The organism is Marinobacter sp. (assembly GCF_040882185.1).
In the GTDB taxonomy this organism is placed as follows: domain Bacteria; phylum Pseudomonadota; class Gammaproteobacteria; order Pseudomonadales; family Oleiphilaceae; genus Marinobacter.
On the sequence record NZ_JBBEBW010000032.1, the window covers coordinates 224,043 to 233,784 of the forward strand.

11 protein-coding genes and 1 other RNA gene are annotated in these 9,742 nt (G+C 56.4%); 6 read left to right on the forward strand and 6 right to left on the reverse strand.

Annotation, left to right across the window (positions count from 1 at the left end; translation table 11 throughout):
* Window position 1: 1 nt before the first annotated feature.
* From WEB64_RS16110 to WEB64_RS16130, 5 genes are all read right to left on the reverse strand, one after another.
* Window positions 2-931 carry a DUF808 domain-containing protein gene (locus tag WEB64_RS16110; protein ID WP_368060411.1) on the reverse strand — a complete coding sequence of 310 codons (930 nt, stop codon included), beginning with the start codon at window positions 929-931 and terminating at the stop codon, window positions 2-4.
* Window positions 932-1,013: 82 nt separating this feature from the next.
* A complete protein-coding gene (locus WEB64_RS16115) occupies window positions 1,014-2,243 on the reverse strand; it encodes an FAD-dependent monooxygenase (protein ID WP_368060409.1) in 1,230 nt (409 codons plus the stop codon).
* A complete protein-coding gene (gene ubiH, locus WEB64_RS16120; protein WP_368060407.1) occupies window positions 2,236-3,540 on the reverse strand; it encodes a 2-octaprenyl-6-methoxyphenyl hydroxylase in 1,305 nt (434 codons plus the stop codon). Before ubiH ends, WEB64_RS16115 begins: the two co-directional genes overlap by 8 nt.
* A 2-nt stretch (window positions 3,541-3,542) precedes the next feature.
* Window positions 3,543-4,862, reverse strand: coding sequence for a Xaa-Pro aminopeptidase (gene pepP / locus WEB64_RS16125; protein ID WP_368060405.1), 1,320 nt, complete (start codon window positions 4,860-4,862; stop codon window positions 3,543-3,545).
* Window positions 4,863-4,886: 24 nt separating this feature from the next.
* The gene (locus WEB64_RS16130) at window positions 4,887-5,483 is read right to left on the reverse strand and encodes a UPF0149 family protein (protein WP_368060403.1); all 597 of its coding nucleotides are present in this window, start codon (window positions 5,481-5,483) and stop codon (window positions 4,887-4,889) included.
* A 152-nt stretch (window positions 5,484-5,635) separates the two neighbouring features.
* On the opposite strand from WEB64_RS16130, the gene WEB64_RS16135 reads away from it, so the two are divergent.
* The gene (locus tag WEB64_RS16135; RefSeq protein WP_368060401.1) at window positions 5,636-6,229 is read left to right on the forward strand and encodes a DUF2796 domain-containing protein; all 594 of its coding nucleotides are present in this window, start codon (window positions 5,636-5,638) and stop codon (window positions 6,227-6,229) included.
* An 8-nt stretch (window positions 6,230-6,237) separates the two neighbouring features.
* Here the strand turns inward: WEB64_RS16135 and WEB64_RS16140 are convergent, their stop codons facing one another.
* Entirely contained in the window at window positions 6,238-6,753 is a 516-nt protein-coding gene (locus WEB64_RS16140) for a DUF3299 domain-containing protein (protein ID WP_368060399.1), read from the reverse strand.
* Between the two features lie 53 nt (window positions 6,754-6,806).
* Between WEB64_RS16140 and WEB64_RS16145 the strand changes: the two genes are divergently transcribed.
* From WEB64_RS16145 to ssrS, 5 genes are all read left to right on the forward strand, one after another.
* The gene (locus WEB64_RS16145; RefSeq protein ID WP_368060398.1) at window positions 6,807-7,523 is read left to right on the forward strand and encodes an ABC transporter ATP-binding protein; all 717 of its coding nucleotides are present in this window, start codon (window positions 6,807-6,809) and stop codon (window positions 7,521-7,523) included.
* Complete coding sequence (locus WEB64_RS16150) at window positions 7,520-8,794, forward strand: ABC transporter permease (protein ID WP_368060396.1); 1,275 nt, start codon at window positions 7,520-7,522, stop codon at window positions 8,792-8,794. The genes WEB64_RS16145 and WEB64_RS16150 overlap by 4 nt, the downstream gene beginning before the upstream one ends.
* A 103-nt stretch (window positions 8,795-8,897) precedes the next feature.
* On the forward strand, window positions 8,898-9,104 hold the full coding sequence (locus WEB64_RS16155; protein WP_368060394.1) for a TIGR02449 family protein: 207 nt from the start codon (window positions 8,898-8,900) through the stop codon (window positions 9,102-9,104).
* Complete coding sequence (locus tag WEB64_RS16160) at window positions 9,105-9,404, forward strand: cell division protein ZapA (RefSeq protein WP_368060392.1); 300 nt, start codon at window positions 9,105-9,107, stop codon at window positions 9,402-9,404.
* 56 nt (window positions 9,405-9,460) lie between these two features.
* A non-coding RNA gene (ssrS, locus tag WEB64_RS16165) (6S RNA) lies at window positions 9,461-9,641 on the forward strand.
* Window positions 9,642-9,742: the final 101 nt, after the last annotated feature.

The window sequence follows — 9,742 nt, forward strand, 5'->3', positions numbered from 1 at the left end:
TCTAAGCCGAACGCTTCTGATCGGTTCGTTTCTGCCACCAGGACAGCAACGGCGTTAATATCGCCACCAGAATGGCACCCGCAATCAGGCCCACAAGGCCATCCGCCAGAATCGGTAACACGGTCTCCGTGAAGCCACCGAAATTGCCTGAAAAGTCTTGGATCGCCTGGTAGATGGGAGGAATGCCGTGGGTCAGAATGCCGCCACCTACCAGAAACATCGCTATCGTCCCGAGTATCGACAGAGTTTTCATCATATGAGGCGCCACCCATAGAATGCCCCGCCCCAATGATTGCTGGAATTGACTGTCACGCTGGCTGAGGTACAGGCCGCCATCGTCCAGTTTCACGATCCCGGCTACCAGACCATATACGCCGATGGTGATAAACAGGGCCACCACCGCAAGCACCAGAAACTGCATGCCAATGGCCTCAGTACTGACCGTACCCAGAGTGATGGCAATAATTTCCGCAGAGAGAATGAAATCGGTACGGATGGCCCCTTTTATCTTTTCCTTCTCAAGCGCCTTCATATCGGCATCAGGGTCTGCAAGCGCCTTTTTCAGGTTATCTTTGCGGGCCTTGGCTTCCCCGGCATGCAAAAATTTATGAACAAGTTTTTCAAAGCCTTCGTAGCAAAGAAACGCGCCTCCCAGCATCAGCAAGGGTGTCACCAACCAGGGCACAAAAAAACTGATGGCCAGGGCAGCCGGAACCAGAATCAGCTTATTGAGGAATGACCCCTTGGCGACTGCCCAGACCACTGGCAATTCCCGGGCTGGTTTGACTCCGCTGACCTGCTGAGCATTCAGCGCCAGATCGTCTCCCAGAACACCGGCGGTTTTCTTCGCCGCAACCTTGGTCATAACAGAGACGTCGTCAAGAACGGTGGCGATATCGTCAATCAGCAGTAACAGGCTACTTCCGGCCATGGTTTTCAATCCCTCTTGGTTTGATAAGCACTATCTATCACTTGTTGACCTATCACTCGTTGACGATCCTATCCGTGACGATTCAACCCTTGCGATTCAACCCCATGGCTTCAGCCGCCAGTCGATTCTTGAGCGGGCTGATCCGGTCCAGCCAGCGCATGCCTGTGTTGCGCAGCCATCGTAGCGGCAATTCATCTCGCGCAAACAGTTGCTTGAAACCTTCCATAGTCACCATCATGGCCAGATTATCGCCTTTGCGGCGTCGTTGATAGCGGGCCAGAACCTGTTGATCGTCTGGCCTCAGACCCAATCGGCGCGATCTGGCCAGTTCCTCGAGCAGCACTGCCACGTCACTGTATCCCAGATTGGCACCCTGGCCTGCCAACGGGTGAATCGTATGGGCCGCATCCCCCACCAGAGCCACACCGGGCCGAACATAATCTTTGGCATGACGTTGGCGCAGTGGAAAAGCAAAGCGTTTTGATACCGCGTGAATGTCCCCCAACTGCTGCTCAATAGCTTTTTCCAGGGCGCTGATAAATTCTCCGTCATCCAGAGCCATCAGCCGCCGGGCTGCGGCCGTGTCCTGAGACCAGACGATTGAGCAGAAATGGTGGCTCCCTGACTCGCTCTGCAGTGGCAGGAAGGCCAACGGACCGGTGGTTGAAAAGCGCTGCCAGGCGGTGAATTGATGGGCTTGCGATGTTTCCACCGTGCAAACAATGGCCTGCTGATCGTAATCCCATTCCCGGGTCGGCAGACCTACCCACTGTCGCAGGCGGGAAGTACCGCCATCGGCTGCCACCACCAGTGTGGCGCTGATCTTGCGACCATCTTCGAGCCGGATACCGCGCTGAACGCCCTGCTCCCACCAGCCCGTAACCCGGGTGTTATCGAAGATCTCCGCGTCACTTTGCGCAAGGCCAAGAAAGAGTGCCTGCACAAGGTGACGATTCTCGACAATCGTGCCCAACGCCCGCACCTGAAGCTCGGCCGCCTCGAAGTGGATACGCCCGGTACCGTCTGCGTCCCATACCGTCATGGCCTGATAAGGGCAATGACGATGGCGGTCGACGTGGGCCCATACACCCAGACTCTCCAATAAGGTCTGGCTGGCAACAGAAATAGCGCTTACCCGAGGTTCGAAATCATGAACCGTATTCGCAGGTGCTATATCTTCCATGATCGAAGCTGCGCTGGCACTTTCAACCAGGGCAGTTTTCCAGCCCTGTTGGGACAGCCCCAATGCCAGCGCTGAACCGGTCATACCGCCACCCACTACCAGAATGTCAAAGCTTTGGGTGTCACTCATGGTGGGCGTTCCCTGACGGTGTTGCTCCGGAAGCCCGGATCACGGCGCGGCGCCCCCCCATACCCATGGCCTTGCGGCCAAACCAGCGCTTGGCACCGGGTACCAGTCCCAGACCTACCAGACCCAAATCCCGTGCCGCCGCAATGGCGGGTAGCCGGTGGCCAAACAGCTGGATAAGCGAGTCGGAGAATTGCACCGTTTGTCGCCAATCACTGCGATGATTTTCCTGATAACGCCGCAGCAGCCGCAAATCACCTAACGCGATGTTCTGCTCTGAGGCTAACCGGAATTGCTCTACCAGGGCCATCAGCCCACGCAGGGCCAGATTGAACCCCTGCCCCGCCACCGGATGAAGCGTATGGGCTGCATTCCCCACCAGCACGACACCAGGCTGCACAGATTCGTGGACGGTGGTCAACGTCAGGGGATAATGGCTGCATTGGCCGATCCGGGTAAAACGTCCCAGCCGCCAACCAAAGCGCTGCTGTAGCTGCTGGCATTTGCCCGCCTCATCAAGGGCGAGCAGTTGCTCGAGAGCGACATCATCAAGGGTCCAGACCAGTGCTGCGGTGTCGCCAGCGTGCTTACCAGAGCTTTGCGGCAACAGAGCCATCGGGCCCTCGTCCGTAAACCGTTCATAGGCTGTGAATTGATGATGCTCGGACGTGGTGACATTCGCCACCAGGGCATTCTGGCCATAACTCTGCTGATCAACTCTGAAACCAAGCTTTTCACGCAACCCTGAGCGGCCGCCATCAGCAACCACCAGGCATTGCGCCGAGAGTTCACTTTCGCTCTCACCGTTGCGCAGGTTAACCGTAATACCATGGGGGCGCTGGCTCATGCCCACCACTTCCGCAGGTGCCTGCCAACAGATGTCAGTCTGCTGCAATTCCCGCATCAGACTGAGCCCCATCCAGCGATTATCCGCCACATAACCCAGAGCCTCCTGGCCATGATCTTCCGCATGCAAATGGGTGGCGCCGAAACGGCCGCGGTCGGACACGTGAATATGACGAATGGGCGTCACGTATTCTGCCAACCGCGGCCATACCCCCAACTCTTCAAAGATCAGTCGCGAACCCCAGGCCAGAGCAGTAGAGCGGGCGTCATAGCTGGGCTGGTAACTTTCCGGCAACGCATCAGGTGCCAAGGGAAAAGCTTCCACCACGGTAATGCGCAACTGCGGCAACACCTTCGCAAGGGTCAGCGCCAGTGTGGCGCCAGCCAGGCCACCACCGGCTATCACAATGTCGGTGTCGAGGCCGGCACCGTGTTCAATCGCCGAAGCAGTCATGGTCAGCCCGCCATCAAGGCTTCGATCTCATCAATGGTCTTGGGCACAGCATTGGTCAAAACACGGCAACCTTCCTTGGTTACCACCACATCGTCTTCAATCCGGATACCGATACCGCGCCATTTCTCGTCAACATGGATGTTGTCCGGAGCGATATAAAGGCCGGGCTCTACGGTCAGAGCCATTCCAGGTTCCAGTTGACGCCAGGCGCCTCCTATCTTGTAATCACCCACATCGTGGACGTCCATACCTAACCAATGCCCGGTACGGTGCATGAAAAACGGCTTGTACGCCTCTTCCTCGATGGCCTCTTCAACAGTGCCTTTAAGCAAACCAAGTTCGATGAGGCCCTGTACCAGCACATGCAATGCTGCTTCATGAGGCTTGTTCCAGTGGTTGTCCGGATGCACCGCATCGATGGCGGCGTATTGGGCGGCCAGGACCACTTCATAGAGCGCACGCTGTTCCGGGCTGAACTTGCCGCTGATCGGGAAGGTTCGGGTAATGTCGGAGGCATAGCATTCCAGTTCGCAGCCCGCGTCAATCAATACCAGATCACCTTTCGTCAGGGGAGCGCTGTTCTCAATATAGTGCAGGATGCAACCATTAGTGCCGCTGCCCACAATGGAAGGATAAGCCGTGGAACGTGCGCCGTGCTCCATGAAGGTGTGAATCAGCTCCGCTTCAAGATTGTATTCGAAACCGCCTTTGCGGGCTCGCTTCATAGCCCGGCAATGGGCTTCAGCGCTGATCTCGCCCGCTTTCGCTATGACCTTGATCTCATTGGCGCTCTTGAAAAGCCGGAGGTCGTGCAGCATATGTTCCAGAGCCACGAACTCACCGGGGGGCTGGGCGCCGGAACGCACTTTACTGCGAATAACGTTTACCCAGTCCATGATTTGGGCGTCGAAAGCATGGTCCTTGCCCAGTGGGTAATAAAGCCGGCTCCGGCCTTCAATCATGCCAGGCAGAATATCGTCGATATCACCAATCGGAAAGGCATCGTCCAACCCATATTGCTCGATGGCACCATCAGGCCCAACCAGAAAACCGTCCCAAAGCTCTTTCTCGGGGTTGCGCTCTTTACAGAACAGCACCGATTCCCCATGTTCCCGACCCGGAATCAGCACCAAAACAGCCTCCGGCTCACCAAACCCGGTCAGATACTGGAAATCACTGTCCTGGCGAAACGGGTGCAATACGTCACGATTTCGGGTGCGTTCTGGCGCTGCAGGTACAATCGCAATGCTACCCGGCGCCATATGCTCTACCAGTCGGCGACGGCGTTCTGAAAATTCTTTGATGGGAATCAGTTGGTTCATATCTGCTCCTGCGAAGCATTAAACTCAGTGCAAGGTTGTTTCGACAGTAGCTGGCTTTTCCGGCGGATTGAACTCGGTGAATACCGCCAACGCGCCCAGCCGCACATATTCGGTAATTTCGGTCAGCTGATGCTCGCCTTCTTCACTGTCTTCTTCGGTTTCAGAGACCTGGCTTATGGCAACAAAATCTTCGATCAGTTCTCGGATTTCGCCCGGAGCCTGGCCCAGAGAGCCGCCTGCCGCCAACGCCATACCTTCCAGAAAACCCCTGACCCAGGCCGACAATGCCTGCAAACGATGGTCCAGCGAGTAATCATCATCTGGCAGTAACGGTTTGAAACTCATATCCGCGGCTTTCATCTGCTCGAGTGACTTGTCGTAGGCCTCGGTCATGAATCCCATCAACTCCGGCGACTCTTCCGGTGCTGTCACTGGAAGCCCCATGTGTTCACAGACAACCTTGAGCCACGCGCCCTCACCAATACGACTACCCGCCGCCAGACGACCACACAGGCTACCGTGAAGTTCGGACGGGTGGCTGAAGGCTTTATGTACCGTGTAAATATTGGCCCAGGTTTCGAAACCGGTAGGGTCACCGCCCGTGTTGTCGGTATGAGGCATGTAAAGATGCTTTCCTGTACTCAATGAATGGATGCTCTATCGTAGCACCCGCACCATTTGTTCGCATCGTCAGCGCTTCTATTCAGGGCTTGACCTGAAGCTAAAAGCCAGCAAGTATACGTTATAACATATCATTTATTCGGAGCAGCGCCATGATATTCACCCGCCGACCACTCACCCTTGCCTTCCTCAGCGCCGTCATTTTTACTCCCACGTTTGCCGCCGAGAACCCGGGCGCCCATGTCCACGGTCAGGCGTCAATGCAGGTTGCTCTCGAAGGGGAGCGGATTGACGTTATCTTCGAAACTCCGGCGGATAATCTGGTGGGGTTTGAGTATGAGCCCAAAACTGAGGCCGAGCGCAAAGCTGTAGAGGACGCCCGCCAATGGCTAACAAGCACGCCTCTGGTCAACACGGCGGCCTCAGACTGTCGTGTTGACCAGGCATCTGTGAGCACCTCCCATGACAACCATAAGGACCATCGTAATCACGATGATCATGGCAAGCATGAAGATGAGGCACACCCTGATGGGCACGGCCATCACCAGAAAGAGGCCGAAAGCCACAGTGAATTTGAGGTATCCCAGCGGTTGATCTGCGACGGAATCGAGGACGCAAACGTCGTGACACCTTTGCTGACGAAATACCCCTCAATCACGGCTTTGAGTATTGACTGGGTCACTGAAAACAGCCAGAGCAACATCCGCCTTGAAGCGGGCGAGACCCGAATCAGCCTGGATCGTTAAGGCTTTATTTACTCTGCGTAGGGTTCGATGTGCTCTGCGACAATCGCATAGGAGGCCGATGCAATATCGTTGTCGGTCTTCTCGGTTTTCAGGACACCTTCCACCCAGTACGGGTCATAGAGCACATCAAGCTTGAGCCCTTTCTCATATTTTACATGGATAATCTGGTTCGGGGGTGGTGGTGGCACATGGATACAGGCACCGTAATATGGCACCAGGAAGAATTCGACGATGCGCTGATCATCCCCTACGGTTTTCAGTGGCACTACAAAGCCGGGAATCCGGGCAGGTGTATTGTCCATTTCAGGCACCACCCGACCGGTCATGATTTCGTCGGGCAAGGTCACGGGGCCGGCGCCTTCGTGTTCGATTTCTGGCAAATTCTCCAACAGTCTGAGATCCTCTTCCGGCATCAGTTCAAGCCAGTCCACTTCACGCCACTGGGGCGCCTCAGCGAAGACCGAGCTGCTGAAAGACACCAGCACCACAAAGACCAGTGCGGCCCGAATGCGTATTGTGAGCATAAATCTCTCCAGTTCAGATTACCGAATCATACACGGGACAATAGTTTACTGACATGACCACTCAGACACTTTCTAAGGCAGCACCCGGAAAGACGACCAAGGCCATGGCCATCAGCAGTGAGGCCCTGAGCTATGCGTGGTCAGAGCAAACTACGCCGATAAAGTTCCCCGACATTCAACTGGCTGTTGGCGAACACCTTTTCCTGCAGGGCGCCAGCGGCAGCGGAAAAAGCACCCTGCTGGCGCTGCTCTCAGGGCTGGCTGTACCACTTCACGGCACGCTCGGAATTATGGGCCAGGATCTACCGGGGATGTCCTCAGGTCAGCGGGACCGCTTCCGGGCGGACCACCTCGGAGTAATATTCCAGCAGTTCAATCTGGTGCCCTATCTCTCGGTTCTCGGCAACGTGTTACTCCCCTGCCACTTGTCAGCACGGCGGCGAAATCAGACCTTGCCAACCCCTGAGGCTGAGGCGGAAACATTGCTCACTGCGCTAAATATCGCACCGGAACTCTGGCATCGGAAAGTGACCGGAATGAGTGTTGGTCAGCAGCAAAGGGTGGCGGCGGCCCGCGCGCTGATCGGCTCGCCAGCCTTGATCCTGGCGGACGAGCCGACGTCTGCCCTTGATGCCGATAACCGTGACCGCTTTATCGACCTGCTCCTCGGCCAGGCCGAAACCCGGCAAACCTCCGTGGTATTCGTCAGCCATGATCAGGCCCTGGCACCACACTTCAGGCAACACCTCATGCTGGAGACACAGTCATGAAGTTCCGACTCGCCACTTCTCTGGCCTTTGCCAGCCTGTGGCACCGTCGCGGTGTTCTGGGGCTGGTCACACTGACGTTAACGTTGAGCATTACCCTTCTGCTCGGTGTGCAGTACCTGCGTACGGAAGTCCGGCAATCTTTCAGCAACACCATATCCGGCACCGACCTGATCGTAGGAGCTCGCAGCGGCCAGCTCAACCTGCTGCTTTACACTGTTTTCCACCTGGGAGATGCCACCAATAATATTCGCTGGTCGACCTATCAGACACTCAAGGAAGATGATCGCATTGACTGGCTGGTGCCTATCTCGCTGGGCGACAGCCTCAAAGGCTACCGGGTGGTCGGTACGGATGACGGTTTTCTGCGGCACTTCCGCTACGGCAACGAGCAAGCACTGAAGCTTGAAGATGGTGCCTGGTTCAGAGATGTTTTTGACGTGGTGCTGGGTGCCGAGGTGGCACGCGAACTGAACCATGTCGTCGGCGATGACATCGTGCTGTCCCACGGCACCGGCAGTGTCAGTTTCATGAATCATAAAGACACGCCTTTTGAGGTCACCGGTATCCTGAAACCCACCGGCACCCCGGTGGACCGGGCGGTCTACGTCAGCCTCGAAGGCCTGGAAGCCATCCATATCGGTTGGGAATCCGGAGTAGCCCTGCCGGACCGAACCGTCACGCCGGAGCAAGCCCGCAGCCGCGATCTGACCCCGGGAAACATCACCGCCGCTCTGGTGGGTATTGAGCGTAAGGTGCTGACCTTCCAGGTTCAGCGCCAGATCAACGAGAGCCAGGCCGAACCTTTAAGCGCCATACTGCCGGGCGTTGCCCTGAGCGAACTCTGGCGTGTCCTTGGCCAGTTCGAGAAGGCTTTGCTCGGAATCACCGGTTTTGTGGTGGTCACCAGCCTGATCGGACTCACGGCCGTATTGTTGACGCTACAAGCCCAGCGGCGCCAGGAAATCACTATTTTGCGGGCCACCGGTGCCTCTCCGAGCCTCATTGCCAGCCTGTATCTGCTCGAATGTGTGCTGCTGTCAGTTGTGGCCTGCGTCATTGCTATCGGCCTCGGCGCTGCTGCCATTGCGCTGCTCGGACCCTGGCTGCTGGAGCAACAAGGTATTCAGATAGGCCTCCGGGGGCTCAATGGGTCTGAATGGATCATTCTTGCCTGCGTTCCTGCCGCCAGCCTGCTGGTCGCCATGATACCGGCCTGGCGAGCCTGGCGCGGCAGCCATCACCAGGGGCTTTCTGCTACTTCACATGAGTGATGATCCGGGCAATGGTGCTCGAAGTGACAATGCCGTAAATTGACGCTTTCGAGGTCCACACTTATAGTTAGTGGCAATCCATTACAACGTTGTCGGATACATCATGGAACAGCCCGAACTGCAAGCCTTGGCGGACAAGCTGGATCGCCTGATTGATCGTTGCCGCAAACTCGAGCAGGACAATGCCGCCATGCGGGAGTTGCAGGATGACTGGAACCGCGAGCGGGCTCAGCTCATCCAGAAAAATGATCTCGCAAAAAACAAAATTGAAGCCATGATCGGGCGTCTCAGAGCCCTGGAGCACCATTAAATGCCGCAGCATCCCACCACCGTCGAAGTCGACATTCTGGACAAGGAATACCTCGTCGCCTGCCCGGAGGAGTCCCGCGAATCTCTCCGGCACGCCGCACGGCATCTGGACACAAAAATGCGTGAAATCCGCGCCAGCGGTAAAGTATTTGGAACAGAGCGCATCGCTGTCATGGCGGCCCTGAACATTACTCATGACATGCTGGAACAGAACACCATGTCGGACGCCGCTACCGGGTTACTTCGCGCCATGGAGTCCAAACTGGACGGCGCCCTGGGCGACAGTAAAACCGGCACTTGAAGCGGAATTAGCCATTACATTTGCAATCAGCCCCGGTTATCCACGTATAATGAAATCACTTCCTGGGCTGTTCGCTGGTCGGATACGTCCTCGAGCCGATGCGCATTACCCAGGTGGCTACTTCAGGGCATTGTGAGCATGTCCCCCTTGAGGGGAAAGCCTAATATGTCACAGCGGCCACCAACCTTGAACTTTGGGTTCAAGGGCAACATCCGATAACGGCAGCCCGGGAAGCTTTATTTCAGTGACTCAGATTCTCCCCTTATCTTCCGGTAACCCCGACACTTTTTCCCGTAATGCATTGCGAAAAGAACTGCGCAGTCGCCGTCGCAATTTAT

Bases quoted from the DNA above. Each gene is read 5' to 3' on its own strand.
- ubiH (WP_368060407.1), bottom strand. From the start codon at position 3,540: ATGACTGCTTCGGCGATTGAACACGGTGCCGGCCTCGACACCGACATT.
- WEB64_RS16110 (WP_368060411.1), bottom strand. From the start codon at position 931: ATGGCCGGAAGTAGCCTGTTACTGCTGATTGACGATATCGCCACCGTT.
- WEB64_RS16160 (WP_368060392.1), top strand. From the start codon at position 9,105: ATGCCGCAGCATCCCACCACCGTCGAAGTCGACATTCTGGACAAGGAA.
- WEB64_RS16140 (WP_368060399.1), bottom strand. From the start codon at position 6,753: ATGCTCACAATACGCATTCGGGCCGCACTGGTCTTTGTGGTGCTGGTG.
- WEB64_RS16145 (WP_368060398.1), top strand. From the start codon at position 6,807: ATGACCACTCAGACACTTTCTAAGGCAGCACCCGGAAAGACGACCAAG.
- pepP (WP_368060405.1), bottom strand. From the start codon at position 4,862: ATGAACCAACTGATTCCCATCAAAGAATTTTCAGAACGCCGTCGCCGA.
- WEB64_RS16150 (WP_368060396.1), top strand. From the start codon at position 7,520: ATGAAGTTCCGACTCGCCACTTCTCTGGCCTTTGCCAGCCTGTGGCAC.
- WEB64_RS16130 (WP_368060403.1), bottom strand. From the start codon at position 5,483: ATGCCTCATACCGACAACACGGGCGGTGACCCTACCGGTTTCGAAACC.
- WEB64_RS16135 (WP_368060401.1), top strand. From the start codon at position 5,636: ATGATATTCACCCGCCGACCACTCACCCTTGCCTTCCTCAGCGCCGTC.
- WEB64_RS16115 (WP_368060409.1), bottom strand. From the start codon at position 2,243: ATGAGTGACACCCAAAGCTTTGACATTCTGGTAGTGGGTGGCGGTATG.
- WEB64_RS16155 (WP_368060394.1), top strand. From the start codon at position 8,898: ATGGAACAGCCCGAACTGCAAGCCTTGGCGGACAAGCTGGATCGCCTG.